We start from the raw sequence: 22,667 nt of genomic DNA, 5'->3' as shown, positions 1-22,667 counted from the left end.
ACGGTTGTTGTCAGAGGAAATCTTCTGTTGCCGCTCCGCCGTAGGGCAGATAGGGCATGACTATTTGCGCCAGCAGCTCGAAATAGGGGATAGTGTACGACTGCTGCCAGCCTTCGCTAGAGGGCAAATCGGTAAACGAGCAGACCATTACCGCCAGCGTAACCAACAGTACGCCTTTGATTGCGCCGAATATGCCGCCGAGCAGGCGGTTAACGCTGCCCAAGCCCAATGCGGATACGGCCGAGGTAAGCAGGGAGCGTATCAGGTACAACGCCACGCGTATGGCGATAAAAACCATCACAAACGACAGGGCAACCGCCAACGCGCGGGGCTGCATGGTTTGGAAAGCGATGTCGGCAAACTGCACGGCAAAGGTTTTGGCGGCAAAAAACGCGGCAATCCAAGTAATCAGCGAACCTGCTTCGGCGATGACCCCTCTGCTCATCGATATGAAAAAGCAGGAAACGATAACGGCCAAAGCCAGTATGTCGGCAAGCGGAATATTGCTCATCGGGCTTTACTCATTGACAATCGCACCGCCGATGCCGTGTACGCGCAGTTTTTCCAAATCACGGCCGGCAGCTTCGCGGCTCTTATAGGCTTCGGATTTTACACGGTACACTTTGCCGTTGTCGGTATTGATTTCAATGATTTTAGAGTTGATGCCGGCTGCTTTCATTTTGCGCTGGAGGCTTTGGGCACGTTCTTTCTCTGCATAGCCTGCCTGAATGGCGGCGCGCTGGCTGCTTTGCGGTTTTTCGGCGCGTGAGGAATCTTGGCGGGAAGACTTGCCCGATGATGTTTGTGCGGCTGCCTGTTTGGTTTTGGCTGCTTCTTTTTTCGCTGCTTCTTGTTTTGCTTTGCGCTCGGCGGCAGCTTTGGCTGCTTGGGCCTGTTTGCGTTCGGCTGCTGCTTTTTCGGCTTGTGCTTTGCGTTCTGCTGCCCGTTTTTTCGCGGCGGCTTCACGTTCGGCTGCTTCTTTGCGCTGTGCTTCGCGTTTGGCGGCACGTTGTTCGGCTAAACGCTGGCGGCGCTCTTCGGCACGTTTTTCTTCCGCCGCACGTTTGGCTGCTTCTTCTTGCAACAGGCGTTCGGATTCTTCGAGACCTTTGATGTCGCTGTCTACGAGTTTGTCGTTAATCAGTACCAGCGGCGCAGGCTCTTCCTGACCCTGAATGGTTTGCGGTTTCAGGATTTCGGCGGATTCCTGCAGGCCGTCTGCATTTTCAGATCTGTTTTCGGCTGCTGGAATGGGTTCGACCGGTTCGGCAGCAGATGCAGGCTCTAAGATTACGGGCTGTATGTCTTGTTGCGCTTTTTCGGCGTTGACGGTTTCCTGTTGGGAGCGGTCGCTTCCGCCTGAGCCGATGGTGGCGGCAAACATGATGCCGGACAGCACTACCAGTCCGGAAGCGGCAACCAAACGGCGGCGGTTGCGGCGTTTGAGTTGTTCGTAGCCGGTCAGCACTTCGGTTTGTTTATCGTCAGACATGGGAAATTCCTATGGGTAGTGAACTCGGTGCCGGAAAATAGTTCCGGCGCGAATGCGTTTGCCGTTATGATGCCAACGCCGCCATGACTTCGGCTACGGTGTGGAATGAGCCGAATACGACAATTCTATCATTTTCGCCGGATTTCGCCAAAGCAGCTTGATAGGCCGTCTGTATATTGTCGAAAATACGGAAGCGTGTGATGCCGTGTGCTGCAAGTTTTTCCTGTAAAGCGTCGATGCTCATGCCGCGCGGTACGTCGAGCGGGGCGATATGCCATTCGTCAAACTGGTCTTTCACGGTTTCCAGTACGCTGTCGATGTCTTTGTCGGCCAGCATACTGAAAACTGCGGTGCGGTTTTGGGCAAAGGCAAGATTAATCAGGCTGCGGCGCAGGGCGCGGGCGGCATGAGGGTTGTGGCCGACATCGAGTACGGTCAGCGGCCGGCCGGGCAATACTTGGAAACGCCCGGGATTTTCCACCAGTACCAAGCCGCGCTTGACGGCACCGATGTCTGTGGGCAGTTGGTCGTGCAATACTTCCAAAACAGTCAGCGCACAGGCGGCATTGGCGGTTTGGTACGCGCCGCGCAATGCCGGTAAGGGCAGGGCGTTGCGGTTGCGCTTGAGGCCGTCTGCAAAATGGGGGTGGTAACGGTAACTCCACTGTACGTTTTCAAACGGGATAAAGTCGAAATCGCGCTTAATCAGCAGCAGGGGCGTACCGGTTGCTTCGGCGTGTCCGAGCAGGGATTGGGGCGGGGGATTTTGCCCGCACACTGCCGGTTTGCCCGCACGGAAAATGCCTGCTTTTTCAAAACCGACTTTTTCTACGGTGTCGCCCAAAAAGGCTTGATGATCCAAATCGATGCTGGTAACGACGGCGCAATCGGCATCAAATGCGTTCACTGCATCCAACCTGCCGCCCAATCCGACTTCCAACACCATCACGTCCACATTTTCGCGGATAAAAATATCGACGGCCGCCAGTGTATTAAATTCAAAATAGGTCAGCGAAATATCGCCGCGCGCGGCTTCGATGCGCTCGAACGAAGCAATAATCGCCTCATCGGAAACGGGTCGGGTATTAACGGCAATGCGTTCGTTGAAGCGCAGCAGATGGGGGCTGGTTAATGTGCCGACTTTGTAGCCTGCCTGTGCATAGATATGCGACAGATAAGCACATACCGAGCCTTTACCGTTGGTTCCGGCAACCGCGACGACGGGGCATTGCGGATTGAGGTTCATGCGTTCTTTAACTGCGCCAATCCGTTCCAAACCCATATCAATCGGGCCGCCGCTATGGGCGGTTTCTAAATGGGAAAGCCAGTCTTGAAGTGTTTTCATGCGGTTTTTCCGAGGTCGGCCTGTTTTAAAATAGGCTCATCAAGTCATAACATGGGGGCATTCGCGCCGGATTAAAGTTCGGTACCGGTTGCTTTGCCGTAACGTAAGGAGGGGACGGCGGGTTGTTCGGGCTACGGCATGGGAAAATCGTCTTTTGCAGACGGCAACGGTGCCGTATTGTCTTTGGTTTGGCACCAACGCACCCATACGCGCAGGCGGCGGTAGCTTTCGTCATCAGCCATATCGGGCAGTACGGCATGCCATATTTTGCGGCTGCCCGTATCCCAATGCAGAAACAGGGCATTTGCGGTAACGGTACTGGAATCCAGCAATATTGCTTCCCATGCCGTCTGATTTTGCCCGATAAAAATTGCGGCGCGAAGTTGCGGGTTGACGGCAATTTTATGTACGGATCCGGTATGTTTCAATCCGGTTACGCGCCAAGCATGAAATGCACTGAACGATAATGCCGCCAAACCCGCCCACATCATTATGCCGTAGAAGCAGGTCAGGCAGATGGCCGCAGCGGTCATGTGCAGGACGGCTGACGCGCACCTCAAAAAATGCGAAGGGCGCAGTCTAACGGCAAAAGGCGGATAGGTATGCTGTGAATCCGGCGCAGGCATGGGCTTACATCATATTGTCGAACACGGGCGATACATTTAAATCGGCTTCTTCCATGTCCAATACCATATCGTGGATTTCGATATCGAAAAACTCCCAAAATGCTTTCAGGCTCATGTCTTGCGGCCATCTTGCCCGATCGGTGTCCCAACCTGCCAGCTCTGCTTCAAAAATCTGTCGGTAGCGTTCGTCGAAGTAGGAAACCACTTCCTCCGGCTCATCAAATTCGGGAACGAGAAACACGGAACAGTTGGTACGCAGCTGTTCCAGGGTCAAATCGGGCATATCCTCATCGGCAGTTTTCAGCCACTCCAGAAAACGTGCGGTCGGTTTCAATACCACGGCGGTACGGTCAACAAAATACATGGTTTTTCCTTGTCTGTTGCGGGAAAATGCCGTCTGAAAAGTACGGCATCGCCAAACATCAAATCTGCAAGCGGATTCGAAGGCAATCGGCCCGACGCATCATTTTCTTTATCTGCAAAATGATGAGCATGTTCAGACGGCCTGCGGATTGCGTGTCTGAAATCAAACTTTGCATAGGATGTGCTCCGGCGCATCATGCTCTTTTTGCACCGGAATCATGCGCCGCTTTCAGACGGCCTGTCTGATCGGACTGCATATCCAAACCCGCAGGCGATGCGATGGTTTGCGGGGCAGAAAACTTAATGCGTCATCACCTGCTGTAAAAACTGTTTGGCTCGCTCGTGTTTCGGATGGGTGAAAAACTCTTCCGGCGGTGCTTCTTCGATGATTTGGCCGTGATCGACGAAAATCACGCGGTCGGCCACTTCGCGGGCAAAACCCATTTCGTGGGTAACGCACATCATGGTCATGCCGCTGAGTGCCAAATCCTTCATCACTTTCAACACTTCGCCGACCATTTCAGGATCGAGTGCGGAAGTCGGTTCGTCAAACAGCATCACGCGCGGCTCCATTGCCAAGCCGCGGGCAATCGCTACGCGCTGCTGCTGGCCGCCGGAAAGCTGGCTCGGCAGCGCGTCTTTTTTGTGTGCCAAGCCGACGCGCTCCAACAATTCCATCGCTTTGGCCTCGGCTTGTTCGCGGCTTTGTCCCTTGACTTTCATCGGCGAAAGGATGATGTTCTCCAAGACGGTCAGGTGCGGATAAAGGTTGAAACTTTGGAAGACAAAGCCGACCTCTTCGCGTACTTTGTTCAAATCGGTTTTGGGGTCGGCAACGTTGATGCCGTCCACCCAGATTTCGCCGCTTTCGATGGATTCGAGCTGGTTGACCGTGCGGATCAGCGTGGATTTGCCGCTGCCCGAAGGCCCGCATACCACCACCACTTCGCCTTGCTTCACTTCCAAATTCACGCCGTTGATGACGTGCAGGTCTTTAAAATGTTTATGTACGTTTTTGAATTTAATCATGATTTTAATATTCTTTCAGACGGCCTTTTGCACCAGATAATTGCTCAGTTTTACATACAGTTCCGGCGCGATGTGTTCGGCACGGTCTTGCGGGCTGATGCCGACGGCCTGCAAATCGTCGTCGGAGGCGATGTCTTTCAAATTATTGCGGATGGTTTTGCGGCGTTGGTGGAAGGCGGCTTTGACCAGCTTGGAAAAATGCCCGAAATCCGCAGCTTCGCCGATGCGGTGTTTCACCGGAATCATACGCACCACGGCGGAATCGACTTTCGGTGCGGGGTCGAAAGACTCGGGCGGCACTTCAATCAGCATTTCCATGTCGAAAAAATATTGCAGCATCACGCCCAAACGGCCGTAGTCGTTGGTTTTCGGCGCGGCCACCATGCGTTCGACCACTTCTTTCTGCAACATAAAGTGCATATCGGTTACATCGTCGGCAACATCGGCCAAACGGAACAAAAGCGGCGTGGAAATATTGTAAGGCAGATTGCCGACGATTTTTTTCTTACCGGCAACGCTGTTGAAATCGAATTGCAAGACATCGCCTTCGTGTATCACCAATTTATCGGCAAACGGCAGCGTTTTCAAACGCTTGACAATATCGCGGTCGATTTCGCACACATGCAGCCGGTTGAGCTTTCCTGCCAACGGCCCGGTAATCGCCGCCAAGCCCGGACCGATTTCGATAACTATATCGTCGGGCTGCGGGCGCACGGCGTTGACGATATCGCTGATGATGCGCGTATCCTGCAAAAAATTCTGCCCGAAACGCTTCCGGGCTTTGTGTTCTTTCATGCTGCTTCTTTTTAAATCAGTTGCTTTCAGGATGTATTGTAACTGAAAACCTTACGGGAATGACAAAGGCCGTCTGAAAAAATTATGGTGGGAACAGACTGTTTGCAGGTTGGAATGCAATCCCGGCTTTGCTTGGCCGATTTACATGCCAAAGATGCGGCAAGCCCAAGCTGCCACGATTCAGACGGCCTTTGCAAACGGCGGCACAGCCAAACCGAAGCCGCGTAAAAGCTCCGCAGTTTCAAACACCGGCAAACCCATCACGCCGGTAAAGCTGCCCTGCAAATGTTCGACAAACACGCCGCCCAAGCCTTGGATGCCGTATGCGCCCGCTTTGTCCATCGGCTCGCCGCTGTCGGTATAGGCTTGGATTTCGGCTGCCGACAAAGTTTTAAAGCGCACATCGCTCTGCTGCAATACGGCGCGGGTTTCGCCCTGCCAATACACGCAAACGGCGGTGAATACCTGATGTGTCGTCCCCGAAAGCAGCGACAAGATTTCGGCGGCATGTCCGGCATGTTCCGGTTTGCCGAGGATATGGTTTTGATGGGCGACGGTGGTGTCGGCGGTCAATATCGGACAGTCGGGCGGCGCATCGTGTCCGCAAAACCATTGCGCGACGGCGGCGGCGTTTTTCTCCCGCGCCATGCGTTGCACATAATCGGCGGCAGGTTCGTTTGCAGACGGCGTTTCATCGATCTCGGCGGGAATGCGGATGACGGTATAGCCTAAGTTTTCCAAAATCTCACGGCGGCGCGGGCTGCCGGAAGCGAGGTAGAGTGTATTCATGGTGGAGCTTATGCCGGCAGTAAGGTTAAGCGGTATTCCGTATTTTATGCCGGCGATATTTTATCTGTATGGGTGATGATACGCGGTTAAATAAGGGTTGCCTTGCAGGGAAGGCCGTCTGCAAAATGGATATTTTACAGACGGCCTTACGGCTTACAGGCGTATTTTCTCTACGCCGCCGGCATTGGCTTTGGCGACAAATTCGTCCAGCCAGTTTTCGCCGAGGATATGCTTGGCCATTTCGATGACGATATAGTCGGCAGGCATGTTGTTGTCGTCGGCATAGCGGCTCAAGCCTTGCAGACAGGCGGGGCAGGAGGTGAGCATTTTGACTTGCTCGCCGGGTTGTGCGCCCAGCTCTTGCAGGTTTTTCCCGATTTCTTCCTGCTTGCGGAATTTCACTTGGGTGGCGATGTCGGGACGCTTGACGGCAAACATGCCGCTTTCGCCACAGCAGCGGTCGCTCAAAACGACTTTCTGCCCCATGAGTTCGCTGGCCATGTTGGTGGCGTTCATGGTTTTAATCGGGCTGTGGCAGGGGTCGTGGTAAAGGTATTGCTGCCCTTGTACGCCGTTGAGCTTCACGCCTTTTTCAAGCAGAAATTCGTGGATGTCGATGATGCGGCAGCCGGGGAAGATTTCTTCAAAACGGTATTTTTCCAACTGGTCGTAGCAGGTGCCGCAACTGACGACGACGGTTTTGATGTCGAGGTAGTTCAGCGTGTTGGCCATGCGGTGGAAGGCGACGCGGTTGTCGGTGGACATCTGTTCGGCTTTGGCTTTGTTGCCGCCTGCTTCCTGCGGATAGCCGCAACACATATAGCCCGGCGGCAAAACGGTTTGTACGCCGACGTGCCACAGCATGGCTTGGGTAGCCAGACCGATTTGGCTGAACAGACGCTCCGAACCGCAGCCGGGGAAGTAGAATACGGCTTCGCTGTCTTCCGGCGTTTGCGGGTTGCGGATAATCGGAATGCTTTTATCGTCTTCGATGCCTAAGAGCGAACGCGGTGTTTTGGCGGGCACGCTTTTCGGCAGCGGGCGGTTGATGAAGTGGATAACCTGCTCTTTAACGGAGGCTTTGCCTACGGTTGCTTTCGGTTCGGCTTTTTGTTTTTTGGTGCCGACAGGCAGCAGTTTGCCGATTTTGTAGGCAAAGTTTTGCGCCGGAAAGCCGGTTTGGATCATGGCTGCGCGCAGGGCTTTGATGGCTTTGGGATTGGTGGCGTTGAGGAAGGCCATGCCGAGGTCGGCTGCGGGCGAGAAGCGTTTGTGGCCGCTGTCATTCAAATAATTGCGGATGGCAACGGTTACGTCGCCGAAGTCGATGTTGACAGGGCAGGGCTTCACGCAGCGGTGGCAGACGGTACAGTGGTCGCCCAAGTCCGTCAGCTCTTCAAAGTGTTTTAAGGATACGCCGCGGCGGGTTTGTTCTTCGTATAAAAACGCTTCGGTCAAAAGGCCGACACCGAGGATTTTGTTGCGCGGGCTGTAAAGCAGGTTGGCACGCGGCACATGGGTGGAGCAGACGGGCTTGCATTTGCCGCAGCGCAGGCAGTCTTTCACCGATTCGGCGATGGTGCCCAAATCGGATTTTTCCATAATCAGCGATTCCGCGCCCAGAAGTTCGAACGACGGTGTATAGGCATTGCGCAGGTCGCTGCCTTTCATCAGTTTTTTACGGTTGAAGCGGTTGTCGGGGTCGATACGGGCTTTGTAATCCCAGAAGGGCTGCATCTCTTCGTCGCTCAAAAACTCCATTTTGGTAATGCCGATACCGTGTTCGCCGGAAATCACGCCGCCCAAGCTGCGGGCGATGTGCATGATGCGGTCGACGGCTTGATAGGCCGTCTGAAGCATTTCACTGTCGTCGGAATTAACGGGAATGTTGGTGTGGACGTTGCCGTCGCCCGCGTGCATATGCAGGGCGACGAAGACGCGGCCGCGCACAACTTTGCTGTGGATTTTGCTCAGTGCGCCGATGATTTTGGTGTCGGTTTTGCCGCTGAAAATTTCCGTCAGCGGTTTCATCACGTCGGACTTGATGGAAACGCGCAAACGGAAGTCGCGGAAGGCGATAAAGCAGCTTTCGCGGTCTTGTGCTTCTTCGCTGGCGAATACGGCTTTGCCGTAACGCGCCTTATATTCGGCCAGCGGCGCATCCATGTTGTCCAGCAGCCATTCCCAACGCTCTTTGACGGCAGACACATGGGCGAGGGCGTGTTTGGCGCGGTCGCCCAATAATTCGCTGCTCGGCAGATCCGTGCCCATTTTGTCGACGGGCAGGCGGCCTTGCAGGTATTCCAGCAGGGCGTTGCACAAAGCCAGTTTGTTTTTGATGGACAACTCGATATTGATGCGCTCGATGCCGTCTGAATATTCGCCCAAGCGTTCCAGCGGAATCACCACGTCTTCATTGATTTTAAAGGCGTTGGTATGTTTGGCGATGGCGGCGGTGCGGGCGCGGTCGAGCCAGAAGGTTTTGCGCGCTTCGGGGGTAACGGCGATAAAGCCTTCGCCTTCGCGTTTGCGGGTCATTTCCACCATGTGTTCGGCGGCTTGCTGCACGGCGGCTTCGTCGTCGGACACCACGTCGGCAATCAGCACCATTTTCGGACGGCCTTTGCCCGCCGCTTTGGTGGCGTAACCGACGGCACGGACATAACGCCAGTCAAGATGCTCCAAACCGGCGAGTTTGACCGAACCGTGGCCGAGCAGATAGTCGCGGATTTCCACGATGGAAGGCGTAGCGTTGGCGACTGTGCCGAAAAATTCCATACACACGGTGCGTGTGTGTTTGGGCATTTTGTGCAGGACAAAAGCCACGCTGGTGATGATGCCGTCGGTGCCTTCTTTCTGCACACCGGGCAGGCCGCTCAGGAATTTGTCGGTTACATCTTTGCCCAAACCGACTTTGCGGAATTTGTGGCCGGGGATTTCGAGACGTTCGGTTTTGGTGATTCTGAGGCCGTCTGAAGACAAAGTGTGGACATCGAAAACAGCAGTTTCTTCATCGTGGATTTTGCCGAAGTTGTGGCGCACGCGTTCGATACGCAGCCATTCGCCCTGCGGATTAACCATTTGCCAGTAAGCCAGATTGTCGAGCGCGGTGCCCCACAGCACCGCTTTTTTACCGCCCGCGTTCATCGCCACATTGCCGCCCACGCAGGAAGCATCGGCGGAAGTCGGATCAACGGCAAACACCAAACCCGCTTTATGTGCCGTTTCTTCTACGCGGCGGGTTACGACACCCGCGCCGCAATGGATAATCGGATGCTTGCCTTCCAAGCCGGGCAGGGCGACGTATTGCACGCCGTTGTGGATATCCAGTTTTTCCGTATTGATTACGGCGCTGTCGGCTACCAATGGTACGGCACCGCCGGTATAGCCCGTGCCGCCGCCGCGCGGGATAATCACCAAGTCCAGCTCGATCAGAGCCTTGACCAAAGGCGCGACTTCCGATTCGGAGTCGGGATTGATGACCACAAACGGATATTCCACGCGCCAGTCGGTTGCATCGGTAACGTGCGTTACCCGTGCCAAACCGTCAAACATAATATTGTGCGGTTTGGTAATCCGGCTCAAGCGCGCCAAAACACGTTCGCGCTTGCGGCGGGTTTCCTCAAAGCCGGCGTTAAACCGCGCCACCGCTTCTTCTGCCGCTTTGACCAACTCCGTTACCAGCGGATTGTCGTCGCGGCGGTTTTGGATTTCGCCCAGACGGTGGCACATTTCCCGAACCAGAGCTTCGCGGCGGGCAGGGTGTTCGAGCAGGTCGTCCACCAGATACGGGTTGCGCTCCACCACCCACATATCGCCCAATACTTCAAACAGCATCCGCGCCGAACGGCCGGTGCGGCGTTGGCCGCGCAAGTCTTGCAAAATCTCCCAAGCCTTGGCTCCCAAGAGGCGGCGGACGATTTCTTTGTCGGTATAGGAAGTATAGTTGTAGGGAATCTCGCGGATACGCTGCGGGGCGGTGGTCGTGGTCATGGCGGGGTCCGTGGTTTTGAATGGATATTTTTGATTTGGTGGATTTGCAGACGGCCTTTGCGTGTTTCATGCCGTCTGCAAAATGTGCTGTATGTTGGTTTTCTTTGTTTTTAAATGACAAACAGACGTTTATTTTATACTGAAATGAAATTTCAGGGAATGTATTTTGTTGACAATTTTTAATCAATGGAGTGGAAATGGTATTTTGATGATTGATGAAGTTTGGGTTTGAATGCGGCTTTTAAGTATGGATATGCCCATATTTTGTGTTTTGAATATTTATAGTCATTTAAAATAAGAATGATACAGCGTTGCTTTGCCTTGCCGTACTATGTATACTGTCTGCGGCTTCGCTGCCTTGTCTCATTCTTATTTTATTCGACTATAAGACATTATGCGTGCTTGCGGATAAGGCAGATTTTTTCTAGGTATTTCGGAGATAAAAAACACCCCCGAGCGGAATGTTCGGGGGTGTTTTGTTGCTATCTGTATAACAGACAGATTAGATTACTTCGATACCGTCTTGGACATACACTTGAGTGCCTGCATCTGTCGCGTAAGCGGTGTAACCTGCCGGAGCTTCTGCAGCAGCGGTGAATCCGGCGGTTGCCGCAGCATCATCGTTGCCCAAGTCTACCGTTGCGCTGGCAGCACCTTGAGCCAAGTCGATGAACAGACCTTCAAAGGTTACTTGGTCGGCATCAGCACCGAAGGTACGCACTTCGCCGGCTGCTTCGTCTGCTTGTGCAGCGGTCAAATCCAGCTCTACTGCGCCAACAGTCAGCGGAGAAGCAGACAATACGTCATTGATGGTTACTTTATTGGCTGCAACACCGCCTACGGTGTAAGTGATGTCTTCAGCGCCTTCCACCAAGCCGTCGGTCAATACCGGTGTAGTGATGGTGAATGATTCTACGGTAGAATCTACATTCACAGTGCCGTCTGCATTTACGGTTACGCCTTGGCTGTAGATTGCTTTGCCAAAGTCGGTAGCGTCTGCAGTGCCGTTGGTTTCAACTGCCAAATTGTCCACACCGTTTTGGTTGCTCAGGGTAACGGTAGTAACCAAGTTTTCACCTTCACTTACAGTAGCAGTGCTTGCTACAGCAGTAACAACGGCAGGAGCAAGGTCGGTTTGTGCAGTAGCAACAGCAGTATCGCTGCCGACAGTTGCAGTTACGGTAACGTCGGTGTTGTCAGTTGGTACAGGCAGCAATACTTCAACGTGGTTCTTCGCCAAATCTTCAGCAGTCAAAGGTTTGTTGTACAACTCGTTGCCTGCTTGGTCGGTTACTTTCAGGACATCGCCTTCTTTGTAGCCGGCAGTACCCAGTTTGTTGATGAAGACGCGAACGGTCGGTGCGGCTTCTTTTTCAAACAAATCAGGATACTCAACAACGCCGTCAATACCGGTATTGATGATTACTTCCAGTTGTTTGGAAGCATTCAGATCCTCCAGAGTAAACTCAGGGCCGTTTACTGCTTCACCGGTATTGCCCGCCGGGTCGGTAGCGGTAATTTTGCTGGTGTAAGTCGCATTAGGATTCAGGGTGCGGATGTCCACAGTCCAGTTGCCGTCTGCGTCCACTACGGTTTTTGCAGTGAATACTTTGTTCGGATCGTTTTTGTCGGTTACGGTTACGGTAATGGTGTCACCCGGAGTACCTGTACCGGAGAAAGTCGGTGTTCTGTCGTCAATGATAGAGCCGTCTGCAATGGTGCCTTTTACTGTACCGAAGTCATCGGTTGCGGTAAATGTGAAGCTGCCGGGTTCCGGTGTGGTAATGTCAATCACAAACGGGTTACCTTTGGTCGGCTCGCTGGTCAGGCCTGTACTCGGATCGGTAACGGTAATGGTGCTGGTGTATGTACCTTCCGGCAGGTTCGGATGCATCACCACTTCCCAAGTACCGTCAGGTTTAACTACAGTGTGTACGGTGTGTGTATCACCTGTTTCGCTATGGGTAACGGTAACGGTAACGGTGTGTCCCGGAGTTAAGAGGTTGCCGTTGAAAGTCGGAGTGTCGTCGTTGATCACAGGAGGTTGCTCGCCGTCTTTGGTTGGCGGAACAACACCGGTGTGTTCGGTTTTGGTGTCAACGGTTGTTACGTTTGGTGATTTTGGCGGAGTTACAGGAGTCGGCTCAGGCTGCGGAGCAGGAGCAGGCTCGGGTTGCGGTTCAGGCTGCGGCTCCGGTTGTGGAGCAGGAGCAGGCTCGGGTTGCGGTTCGGGCTGAGGAGCAGGTTCAGGCTGTGGCTCCGGTTGTGGGGCAGGTTCAGGCTGTGGCTCCGGTTGTGGGGCAGGGGCGGGAGCAGGAGAACCGCCGCCGCTACCACCGCCTGCTGCGGCAGCAATACCGCCGGCCAAAGCAGCCAAGCCTACCAACCACAGAGGATTGAAAACCCACAGCGGGCTGGCAATGATTTCGCCGCCCAATGCTTGGCCTGAGAATACTTGGTCTGCCAGCATGGTTACTGCATCGCTGACTTGGCCGCTTTCAGGAACATATGGGTAGAAGCCGCCGTTTTCGTGTTGGCCGATCAACAGGCTGTTGTCTTCTTGTGCGTAGAAGCCTTCGATAACCAAATCGGGTTGTTCGATGTTGCTGCCTTCAAAAGCAATGTGCAGATCGTCGCCGATGCGTTTGGTCATGATGTTTTCAGGACCGAAACCGGTAGCGTGGTCGGTAAATTCGTAGTTTACGTTGTTTTGTGCCTGTACGCGGACTACGGCGTTACCTGCTGTATTGAACTGCAGGGTTTCCAGCGTTTCTGTTGCGCTGTTGATTTTTAAGGTAATGTTTTTAGACATGGATTTTGTCCCCTTTTAAAATTATTGTTGTGCGTAAAGTTTGATTTCTACACGGCGGTTAGGCTGGTTGCACGCATTCAGGGCTTCGCGGTTGCCTTTGTGTTGTTCGGCACAACCGTTTACTACGGGTTGGCTTTCACCCAAACCGCGGGTTTGAATCAGGTTGGCCGGTACGCCCAGTTGTACCAGCATATTGCCGACGGTTTGTGCACGATCGGCAGAGAGGCGTTGGTTGTAGGCGGCAGAGCCTTGAGGATCGGTATGGCCGATTACTTCGATGGCGCGGATGCGTACCGGATATTCACGGATGTCGCGTGCGACTTCTTGGATTTCGCGCTGGCCTTTAGGTAATACGTTGTTGGCGCCGGATTTGTCGAAGTGGAACAGGGCAGAGGCGTCTAAGGTGTAGGTGCGGGGTTGTGTGCGGTCAACACAGGTGTTCTTTTTCTCTACGCGCGGCAGAGTGTTGGTTTGGAACTTGCGGGTGTTGATTTCTGCAAGGGCAGTTTCGGCTTCAACAGGGGTAACAACGGCTTGGCCGTCTTCACCTACGGTTACACGGAAGTAAGATACTTCGCCGTTCGGCAGTTTGTAGAAGCTGCCTTGGTTTTCTTTACGCAGGTATTCGTTGTCGGTGCCGGTAACAAATGCGCCGATGCGTTGCGGCATGGCACAGGTGGTTACTTGGGAGAAACCGTTTTGTTGTAAGGAAGTCAGGTATTCGCCGTTGATGTTGATGTTGACGGCGGCGGTTTCCGAACCGCTGTTGTCGCGGAAGAATACCAAAGCGGCATCGTTTTCGCCTACTTCGGATACGATTTTGTTGGATTCGAAATTGTGCCAATATTCGCGTGATTGTGTTACACAGCCTGTCAGAGCAATTGCTAAAACACCTGCGCCTAAAACTTTCAGACGGGTTTTCATTTTGTCCTTCCCATAATAATGTAATCAAAAACAGCAGACGGCCTTTATATGGTAATGCCGTCCGCCAAACAGCCTTGAAGAGGTATAGTCGGCAGAAATGCCGCACAGGATATTATACTTTCAAATCGGTTAATTTTATCATGTTGGGTGGAAGTTGCTTGATTTTTGGAGGGTATAGGGAAGAGATGGTGGTGGTTTTTGAGATGGTTTTGTTACTGTTTTTCAAGTAACTTTATGTTTTAAAATTGACTTTCTATTTTTGATAAGTTTGGTAAATTTTGCAGATTTGCAACATTGGGAAATGTTGTTTTCGGCGAAGGTGCTGTGCAGAGGGTGTTGAAAAGGCGTGTTTGCGCTCTTTTGTGGTGCAAGAAAGGGCGCAAACATGGGTGTATGGGCAGTTTCTGATGTTTACATGCAGCCTTGGTTTTGGCAAAGGCTGAACAGCGGTGCGCCGCTTTGTCGGATTTTGGTACCGCCGGGCAAGTCGGTAAATTCTAAAATCGCAGCAGCTTCAACAACTTCGCCTCCGAGTTTGCGGATGAGCTCGATGCCGGCCAGCATGGTGCCGCCTGTGGCGACCAAGTCATCAACCAGTAAAACGCGGGATCCCGGCTGTATGGCATCGGTATGGATTTCTACTGTTGCTTCTCCGTATTCCAATGCGTAACTTTGCGATAAGGTGTCAAACGGAAGTTTGCCTTTTTTGCGGATGGGAACAAAGCCGACGTTGAGCTGGTAGGCGAGTGCCGCGCCGATGATAAAACCCCGGGCATCCAAGCCGGCGACAATATCGATTTTTTGCCTCATGTAGCGATAGACCAGTAAATCGACAAGAAGGCGGAAGTATTCGGCATTTTGTAAAACGGGGGTAATGTCGTGAAACAATATGCCTTCTTGCGGCCAGTTTTCAATTTTGCGGATTTTTTCCGCCAGCGCGTTTGCGCCCATAACTTCGCGGTGTATCAACATGGTGGGTATTCTGTCGGTATGGTGGTTTATTCCGATATTGTAACACAGCGCATCTGCTGTCTGAATCTCGAAAAATACGGGTTGCTGTGGTATGATTAAGACAGGTTATTGTTCGGAAATTTTCCGGTAAAGGGCATCATGAAAGATTCTAATCGAGGCAACATTTTCATCATTTCCGCCGCTTCGGGTACAGGTAAAACTACTTTGGTTTCGCGACTGCTGAACAATCATGCGGATTTGCGCGTTTCGGTATCGCATACGACCCGTGCGCCGCGCGAGGGTGAACAAAATGGTGTGCATTATCATTTTGTTTCTAAGGAGGAATTTGAAGCGCTCATTGCTCAGAATGCTTTTTTGGAACATGCCAACGTGTTCGGTAATTATTACGGCACAAGCATTGCGGGTGTCAATGCCTTGAGCGAGCAGGGTTTTGATGTGATTTTGGAAATTGATGTGCAAGGCGCGGAGCAGGTACGCCGTACGCTGCCCGAAGCACACAGCATCTTTATTCTGCCCCCGTCTTTTGAAGTGTTGGCTGCCCGCTTGAAAGGCAGGGCAACCGACAGCGAGGAAGTTATCCGTACCCGCCTGTCGAAAGCGCGACACGAAATCGAACAGGCGGCAGGTTTCGATTATATTGTTGTCAACGATGATTTGGCACAGGCTGAAGCGGATTTGCTGAATATTGTCCGCTCATGCCGTCTGCAAAAAACGGCGCAACAGGGATTTTTAGCAAATTTGTTGGAAAATTTCTAAAAAACAGCGACAATATACCCATCACTTTATATTTTGCATTTTACTGAAAGAAATTATTATGGCACGCATCACTACTGAAGACTGTACTCCTAAAATCCCTAACCATTTTGATTTGACACTGGTGGCGGCCCGTCGCGCCCGTCAGTTGGAAAACGGTAATGCACCGCTGGTTGAAGATATCCGCAATAACAAACCTACCGTTACTGCTTTGCGCGAAATCGCAGCAGGTCAGGTGGGTACGGAATTATTGAACCGTAACCGCTAAAACCAACAATAAGCAGCGAATGGTCCGGAAACAGTAAGAGCGTTTTGCCGTCTGTATTTCTGTTTCCGTATCTGTAATTTTTTATATTCTGCTGCACGTTTAAGCTGAAATTGACGAGGAGGACGTATGAAAATGCCCGCTCCATTGCCCACTGCTCCTTACGACCCCCTTACCGCAGAAGCGCGCAATCTGCTGTTTGATACAGCTTCCTATCTGAATGAAAACGAACAGGCAGAGCTTGAGCGGGCAGTTGCCTATGCTTTCCATGCCCACGACGGGCAAACCCGTAAGAGCGGCGAACCCTACATCACCCATCCGATTGCCGTGACTACCCAATTAGCCATATGGCACATGGACATACAGGGATTGTGCGCCGGCGTGATGCACGATGTTTTGGAAGACACCGGCGTAACCAAGGTACAGATGGCGGCAGAGTTCGGCGATACCATCGCTGATATGGTAGACGGGCTCTCCAAGCTGGAAAAACTCAAATTCGACGATCAGGCGGAGCATCCGGCAGAAAGTTTCCGTAAGCTGATTTTGGCCATGACCAAAGATGTGCGTGTGATTGTCGTCAAGCTCGCCGACCGCCTGCACAATATGCGTACGCTCGGCTCGATGCGCCCCGACAAACGCCGCCGCATCGCTAAAGAAACCCTCGAAATCTATGCCCAAATCGCCAACCGTATCGGCTTGAACAACGCCTATCAGGAATTACAGGATTTATCGTTCCAAAACCTCCATCCGGCACGTTACGAAACCCTGCGTAAAGCCATGCAGAACAGCCGCAAAAACCGCCACGACGTAGTCGGCAAAGTATTGCGCGCATTCGGGCAACGCTTGGTTGGTGCAAACATCGAAGCCAAAATCAAAGGCCGCGAAAAAAACCTGTACAGCATCCATCAGAAAATGCTGGCCAAAAAACTGCGTTTTGCCGAAGTGATGGACATTTACGGCTTCCGCGTGATTGTCAACAACATTCCTGCCTGTTATGCCGCGCTGGGCGCGCTGCATACGCTCTACCAGCCCAAACCCGGCCGCTTCAAAGACTATATCGCCATTCCCAAAAGCAACGGCTACCAGAGCCTGCATACCACGCTTGTCGGCCCTTACGGTCTGCCCATTGAAGTACAAATCCGTACACATGAAATGGATGCCGTGGCCGAGGGCGGTGTCGCAGGACACTGGATTTACAAATCCGGCGAGAATACCATCGACCAAGCCATGCTGCATACCAACAGATGGCTGAAAAACATTCTCGACTTACAGGCCAGCAGCGCCAACGCCATCGAATTTCTCGAACATGTCAAAGTCGATTTGTTCCCCAACGAAGTCTATATCCTTACTCCCAAAGGCAAAATCCTTACCTTGCCCAAAGGTGCTACGCCGATTGACTTCGCCTATGCCGTGCATACCGACATCGGTCATAAAACCGTTGCCGCACGCATCAACAACACCATGATGCCCTTGCGTACCAAACTCAAAACCGGCGACTCGGTAGAAATCATCACCTCCGAACACGCCAAGCCCAACCCTGCATGGCTCAACTTTGCCGTCTCCGGCCGGGCGCGCAGCGCCATCCGCCAATATGTTAAAAACATGAACCGCCACGATGCGATTATGTTGGGCGAAAATCTGCTGCAAAAAGCACTCTCCAGCCTGCTGCCGAAAGACGTTTTGCTTTCAGACGGCCTCAAAGAAAAATACCTTGCCGATTTGAACAACAAACAAACCTCGTTTGAAGAAGTGCTGTACAACGTCGGCTTGGGACACACCCAGCCTGCCTCCGTTGCCATGCACATCGCCGAGCTGGCAGGGCAGCACTTCGGCAGCAAAGTCAAACTCAGTCCCATCAAAGCCAACGGTCAGGAAAGCGGGCGCGTTCATTTGGCAGAGTGCTGCCACCCCGTTTCCGGTGATCCGATTCGTGCGGTATTGATTAAAGACAAAGGCATGGTGATTCACCGTGATACCTGTCCGACACTGCTCAAAACCGACCCCGAGCAGCAGCTTGATGCCGACTGGGACAGCATGAACGGCCAAAGCTACCGCATCAGTCTGAATATCCAATCCGAAGATACGCACGGGCTGCTGGCATTGATGGCTCAAGCCATTTCAGGCGCCGGAGCCGACATCGAATCCGTTGATACCCCTTCGAGACTGGCGGGAACAGAAGGCTTTATCGAATTTCGGTTTATCATCAAGGCTGCCGATTTGGCGCAAGTTCAGCAAATTATCCACAATCTGCACACCATACCGCAGGTACGTAAAGTAATACGCGGATAAACGGTAAGAAAAGGCCGTCTGCAAAATGGTTGGAAGCGTTAAACCATTTTGCAGACGGCCTTTTTGTAAGATTTATGTATCAGCGAATCAAGCAAACGCCTGCAATTCAGGGTTGATGTCGGATTGCGCCAAGTTGTTGGTGTAGTTGCACAAAGTAGCCAGTGCCACACCCAATACCACTTCTACCGATTGCTGTTGGGTATAACCCGCATCGAAGAAGGCTTTCAGCTCGGCATCGGATACCGCGCCTTTGTTGGCCATTACGGCTTGGGTAAAGGCAGCCAGTGCGCTCAGCTTGGCATCGTCAAACGCACCCGCATCCAAAGCGCGCGCGGCTTGAATAGATTGCTCGGACAACAATTTTTTCAAAGTTGCCAGCTTGGTATGACCGGCCACGCAGAAGCCGCATTGGTTGGTTTTGGCGGCAATAATCTGCACCACTTCCACTTCGCCCGCAGTCAGGCTGGTGGCAGCATTCAGTTTGCCGACTTCTTGATAAAACGCCAATGCTTCGGGAGAATTGGCCAGCACACCAATCAGGTTCGGCAAAAAGCCGTTGTTTTTAAACGCTGCTTCAACGCGCGGTTTGGCGGCTTCCGGAGCGGATTCGACAGTGTGTACGGTTAAACGTGCCATGTTGTGATACCTCTTTCTGATTTCAGGTGGTTTACGGGTTGGGGCGGATAAGCAAAAACCGCCAAATGGAAACAACTTGTTTTGCATTCCTATTATAGCCGAAGCGGGGAAATTTGAGGCAAACCGCGGCAGCATATTGAAATTTGTTTTTCGGGTTCGGCTTTCGGTTTGCCGGTAATATGCAGACGGCTTTTGAGGGTGAAATCCGTTATTGCGCGGTCTGAATATTGTTTGCATTCTGCCTCATGTTTGCGTATTCGGGCAAACTGTCGGATAAGGCTGAATCGTATTGATTCCGATCGGGCGGTTATGTATAGTCATTTAAAATAAGAATGATACAGCGTTGCTTTGCCTTGCCGTACTATGTGTACTGTCTGCGGCTTCGCTGCCTTGTCTCATTCTTATTTTATTCGACTATAAAAAGCCGTCTGCAAAATGAATACGGAAACATTTAAGGTTTGCTGTATGGCATTTTTGCAGACGGCTTTTATCGTTTCAACAGCCTGTGTTTATGCTTGGCTGTCCAACCAGCGCTCTGCGTCCAAAGCGGCTTGGCAGCCGGAGGCGGCGCTGGTAATGGCTTGGCGGTAGGTGTGGTCTTTCACGTCGCCTGCTGCCCAAATACCTTCGATGTTGGTCAGCCCCACATTGTCGCCGGTACCGCCTTTGGTTTTCAGGTAGCCTGTTTCGTCCATATCGAGCTGGCCTTTGAAGATGTCGGTATTCGGTTTGTGGCCGATGGCGATGAATACGCCTTGTACGCTGATGTCTTCGCTGCTGCCGTCGTTGTATTTCAGACGTGCGCCGTTTACGCCTTTGTCGTCGCCGAGGATTTCATCGAGATTGGCATTCAGTTTTAAGATGATTTTGCCTTCTTCTACGCGCTTCATGAGTTTTTCAACCATGATTTTTTCCGCGCGGAAACTGTCGCGGCGGTGAATCAGGGTAACGGTTTCGGCAATGTTTGCCAGATAGAGAGCCTCTTCGACCGCGGTGTTGCCGCCGCCGACTACGGCAACGGGTTGGTTGCGGTAGAAGAAGCCGTCGCAGGTTGCACAGGCGGATACGCCTTTGCCGGCGAAGGTTTCTTCACTCGGTAAGCCGAGGTATTTGGCGGAAGCGCCGGTAGCGATAATCAAGGCATCGCAGGTGTATTCGCCCATATCTCCGATGAGTTTGAACGGACGTTGTTGCAGTTGGGCGGTATGGATTTGGTCGAAAATCATTTCTGTGCCGAAGCGTTCCGCATGAGCAAGGAAGCGCGCCATCAGTTCCGGGCCTTGTACGCCTTCGGCATCGGCAGGCCAGTTGTCCACTTCGGTAGTGGTCATCAGTTGGCCGCCTTGTTGGATACCGGTAATGATGACGGGGTTGAGGTTTGCACGCGCGGCGTAAACGGCAGCGGTATAACCGGCCGGACCGGAGCCTAAAATAATCAGCTTGTGGTGTTGGCTCATGAGTTTTCCTTGTGTGGTTTTTTCAGACGGCCTTATTGTACTGTAAAGACGTTTGAAACGGTTGAATGAAGGGATTTAGGCTATGTTTGGGCGGAACGGGATATTTCAATATCCGGCGTTGTTCCGGCATGGCGGGAATGGGAGGAACGGGGATAGTTCCGATTTTGCAGACGGCATAAGCTGTGTCGGCGGAACAACTGCGGTGTAAAACGGCAAGAAGTAGTTTGGATTATGCAAAAAGCCGTCTGTATTTTTATGGTGCTCGTACGGCGGAGGCAGGGTGGAGATAGTGCCGATTTTGCAGACGGCATAAGCTGTTTCGGTGGAGCGAGTGCGGCGTAAAACAGCAAGGAATGGTTTGGATTGTGCAAAAAAGCCGTCTGCATATGCTGTGGCGCGAAACAGGGCATCGCGATCACGGATATACAGACGGCTTTTATGGGAACTGTTAGCGTCGGCGGCCGAATCTGCGGCGGGCAGGCGTGGCACGGCGGGTGTTGGACGGTGCGGCCTGCGTAGGACGGTAATTCGGCGTGGTGGCGGCATTGCGCTGTTGTGCCGGTACGCTGCGGGTGTTCAACTGCTGGCTGGTGCGCGCGTTCGGGCGGGCGGATTGGTAGTAGCTGTCGCGCGCGCGTTGGGCAACAGGGCTGTTTTGGTTTTTGGCTTGGGTGAATTTGTTGGCAAGCATATTGCCGATGAAGGCACCGGCGGCGGCACCGACGAGGCTTTGCAGCAGCCATGAACCTGTGGATTGGTCGTAGATGTATTGCTGGCCGTCTGTTCCGGTAACAGGTTCGCCGTTGCCGTTGTTGGCAAGGGCTTCGGCGGGAATGGTTTCCTGAACGGCGTTTGCGGCGAGTGCGTAAACGGTATTGTCTTCCTGCGCGGCTTGGTTTTGTTGGAGTTGCTGCTGCAGGGCTTCGATTTGTTTTTGTTGTGCTTCGAGTTGGGCTTTGGTGTCATCTTTGCAGGCAGCCAGCGCGAAGGCGGATAAAACGGCTAAGGCAATCGTTTTTTTCATCGTTGTTCCTGTTTCAGTAAAAGGTTGTCTGAGCCGAGTAGGTCGGCGCGGTTGCCGCAATATGCGGAACTGATGCGCTTAATATAGTGGAAATTCGGAAATTATCAAGGGTTTTGTGGATTTTTTAAGGTGTTTCCGATGTCTTTTAAGGGCGTTGCAGGCGGCAGGGTGTGCGGTTTGCAGACGGCATTTTACAGCGGCAACTGCGGTAATTGCGCGGCAAACGCCAAGCTGTTGGCCACCAAACTGCCGCAATCGGGCATTTCGCATTCGGTTTCGATGATCAGCAGGTTGGCAGGGCGGCCGGCGTGCAGGCTCATGTGCATTTCTGCGGCGGTAAAGGGCAGCGCGTGTGCTTGTGCGAAAGACTGGGCGCGTTGATTGGCGGTTTTCAGCATGGGCAGCAGGGTGATGTCGAGATGGAAGCGGCGCACGCCTAAAACCAAAATGCGGGCGGCGAAGAAGTCGGCTTCTTCGGTGAATACGGCAGGGCTGGTTTGGGAGAAGGTGTGGCGGGAAGCGGCAATCAGGGTGGCAACGGTGCGGATTTGCGGCAGCAAGGCTTCGCTGATTAAGGCGGTTTCTGAGGCAGGGAGGTCGTTGTTGCAGAGGTCGGGACGGTGGGTATTGCCGTCTGTAATCAGGCGGATACGGTGCAGCGGTGTGGTTTGCTGTACGGTTTGACAGTTGGTTTGAATCGCGGTGTTCATGGCAGTTCCTTAAAATCGTATGTTTGTTTGGATTTCAGGCGGCTGCCGGGATGTTGTGGATATAACAAAGCCGCCTGAATTGTGGCGGCCCGGTTTGCGTTGCTTTGGTACTAAAACTTTGTTTCAGACAAGCGCAAAAGAGTACCGCACGTTTGTGTGGTACCAATAATAGTAAGCGGCTGAATGAATAAAGTTTTGCATAATGAAAACGGCTGCGGGAATAATTTATTTACGCTAGTTTAAAACAAAAAGTCGAGCAGTTTCAACAGCCATTTGGCAAAATTGACTAACATTTCTATAAGTTGTTGTAATGATTCCAATTTATTTTGCCTTTGCTGTCAAATTTGCTCGGGTTTCGGCAGATTTTAACAAGTGCCGTCTGTAAAAACTTCG

The 22,667-nt window shown here is 52.6% G+C and carries 19 protein-coding genes; 3 read left to right on the top strand and 16 right to left on the bottom strand.

Going from position 1 to position 22,667, the window contains the following annotated elements:
• Positions 1 to 10: 10 nt before the first annotated feature.
• From EL111_RS07385 to EL111_RS07330, 12 genes are all read right to left on the bottom strand, one after another.
• On the bottom strand, positions 11 to 511 hold the full coding sequence (locus EL111_RS07385; RefSeq protein WP_123795836.1) for a CvpA family protein: 501 nt from the start codon (positions 509 to 511) through the stop codon (positions 11 to 13).
• Between the two features lie 6 nt (positions 512 to 517).
• Positions 518 to 1,492 (bottom strand): cell division protein FtsN, encoded by a 975-nt coding sequence (ftsN, locus tag EL111_RS07380; RefSeq protein ID WP_123795838.1) that lies wholly within the window; start codon positions 1,490 to 1,492, stop codon positions 518 to 520.
• A 64-nt stretch (positions 1,493 to 1,556) separates the two neighbouring features.
• Complete coding sequence (gene folC / locus EL111_RS07375) at positions 1,557 to 2,837, bottom strand: bifunctional tetrahydrofolate synthase/dihydrofolate synthase (RefSeq protein WP_123795839.1); 1,281 nt, start codon at positions 2,835 to 2,837, stop codon at positions 1,557 to 1,559.
• Between the two features lie 131 nt (positions 2,838 to 2,968).
• Positions 2,969 to 3,463 (bottom strand): protein YgfX, encoded by a 495-nt coding sequence (locus EL111_RS07370; protein ID WP_331838655.1) that lies wholly within the window; start codon positions 3,461 to 3,463, stop codon positions 2,969 to 2,971.
• Between the two features lie 4 nt (positions 3,464 to 3,467).
• Positions 3,468 to 3,827, bottom strand: coding sequence for a hypothetical protein (locus EL111_RS07365; protein WP_123795841.1), 360 nt, complete (start codon positions 3,825 to 3,827; stop codon positions 3,468 to 3,470).
• A gap of 299 nt (positions 3,828 to 4,126) precedes the next feature.
• Positions 4,127 to 4,855 (bottom strand): amino acid ABC transporter ATP-binding protein, encoded by a 729-nt coding sequence (locus tag EL111_RS07360; protein ID WP_123795843.1) that lies wholly within the window; start codon positions 4,853 to 4,855, stop codon positions 4,127 to 4,129.
• Between the two features lie 15 nt (positions 4,856 to 4,870).
• A complete protein-coding gene (rsmA, locus tag EL111_RS07355) occupies positions 4,871 to 5,650 on the bottom strand; it encodes a 16S rRNA (adenine(1518)-N(6)/adenine(1519)-N(6))-dimethyltransferase RsmA (RefSeq protein ID WP_123795845.1) in 780 nt (259 codons plus the stop codon).
• Positions 5,651 to 5,830: 180 nt separating this feature from the next.
• Complete coding sequence (locus EL111_RS07350; RefSeq protein ID WP_123795847.1) at positions 5,831 to 6,439, bottom strand: Maf family protein; 609 nt, start codon at positions 6,437 to 6,439, stop codon at positions 5,831 to 5,833.
• Positions 6,440 to 6,592: 153 nt separating this feature from the next.
• Positions 6,593 to 10,432 (bottom strand): DUF3683 domain-containing protein, encoded by a 3,840-nt coding sequence (locus EL111_RS07345; protein ID WP_123795849.1) that lies wholly within the window; start codon positions 10,430 to 10,432, stop codon positions 6,593 to 6,595.
• Positions 10,433 to 10,934: 502 nt separating this feature from the next.
• Positions 10,935 to 13,244, bottom strand: coding sequence for an Ig-like domain-containing protein (locus tag EL111_RS07340; protein ID WP_126325850.1), 2,310 nt, complete (start codon positions 13,242 to 13,244; stop codon positions 10,935 to 10,937).
• A gap of 21 nt (positions 13,245 to 13,265) precedes the next feature.
• Positions 13,266 to 14,168, bottom strand: coding sequence for an OmpA family protein (locus EL111_RS07335; protein WP_123795853.1), 903 nt, complete (start codon positions 14,166 to 14,168; stop codon positions 13,266 to 13,268).
• Positions 14,169 to 14,579: 411 nt separating this feature from the next.
• Positions 14,580 to 15,140 carry an adenine phosphoribosyltransferase gene (locus EL111_RS07330; protein ID WP_123795855.1) on the bottom strand — a complete coding sequence of 187 codons (561 nt, stop codon included), beginning with the start codon at positions 15,138 to 15,140 and terminating at the stop codon, positions 14,580 to 14,582.
• A 138-nt stretch (positions 15,141 to 15,278) separates the two neighbouring features.
• Between EL111_RS07330 and gmk the strand changes: the two genes are divergently transcribed.
• From gmk to EL111_RS07315, 3 genes are all read left to right on the top strand, one after another.
• Positions 15,279 to 15,896, top strand: a complete 618-nt coding sequence (gene gmk / locus EL111_RS07325; RefSeq protein WP_123795857.1) for a guanylate kinase — start codon at positions 15,279 to 15,281, stop codon at positions 15,894 to 15,896.
• Between the two features lie 58 nt (positions 15,897 to 15,954).
• Positions 15,955 to 16,161, top strand: a complete 207-nt coding sequence (gene rpoZ, locus EL111_RS07320) for a DNA-directed RNA polymerase subunit omega (RefSeq protein ID WP_123795859.1) — start codon at positions 15,955 to 15,957, stop codon at positions 16,159 to 16,161.
• Between the two features lie 132 nt (positions 16,162 to 16,293).
• Positions 16,294 to 18,447, top strand: a complete 2,154-nt coding sequence (locus EL111_RS07315) for a RelA/SpoT family protein (RefSeq protein WP_123795861.1) — start codon at positions 16,294 to 16,296, stop codon at positions 18,445 to 18,447.
• A gap of 87 nt (positions 18,448 to 18,534) precedes the next feature.
• Here the strand turns inward: EL111_RS07315 and EL111_RS07310 are convergent, their stop codons facing one another.
• From EL111_RS07310 to EL111_RS07295, 4 genes are all read right to left on the bottom strand, one after another.
• The gene (locus EL111_RS07310) at positions 18,535 to 19,083 is read right to left on the bottom strand and encodes a carboxymuconolactone decarboxylase family protein (protein WP_123795862.1); all 549 of its coding nucleotides are present in this window, start codon (positions 19,081 to 19,083) and stop codon (positions 18,535 to 18,537) included.
• A 509-nt stretch (positions 19,084 to 19,592) separates the two neighbouring features.
• The gene (gene trxB / locus EL111_RS07305; RefSeq protein WP_123795864.1) at positions 19,593 to 20,540 is read right to left on the bottom strand and encodes a thioredoxin-disulfide reductase; all 948 of its coding nucleotides are present in this window, start codon (positions 20,538 to 20,540) and stop codon (positions 19,593 to 19,595) included.
• A gap of 448 nt (positions 20,541 to 20,988) precedes the next feature.
• Complete coding sequence (locus EL111_RS07300) at positions 20,989 to 21,564, bottom strand: hypothetical protein (RefSeq protein WP_123795866.1); 576 nt, start codon at positions 21,562 to 21,564, stop codon at positions 20,989 to 20,991.
• A gap of 191 nt (positions 21,565 to 21,755) precedes the next feature.
• Positions 21,756 to 22,274 (bottom strand): hypothetical protein, encoded by a 519-nt coding sequence (locus EL111_RS07295; RefSeq protein ID WP_123795868.1) that lies wholly within the window; start codon positions 22,272 to 22,274, stop codon positions 21,756 to 21,758.
• Between the last annotated feature and the right edge of the window lie 393 nt (positions 22,275 to 22,667).

The sequence above is a fragment of the Neisseria animalis genome, assembly GCF_900636515.1.
Taxonomy (GTDB): Bacteria; Pseudomonadota; Gammaproteobacteria; order Burkholderiales; family Neisseriaceae; genus Neisseria; species Neisseria animalis.
Note: the sequence above shows the minus strand (reverse complement) of the source record. Positions and strands in the feature narration are given on the sequence as shown.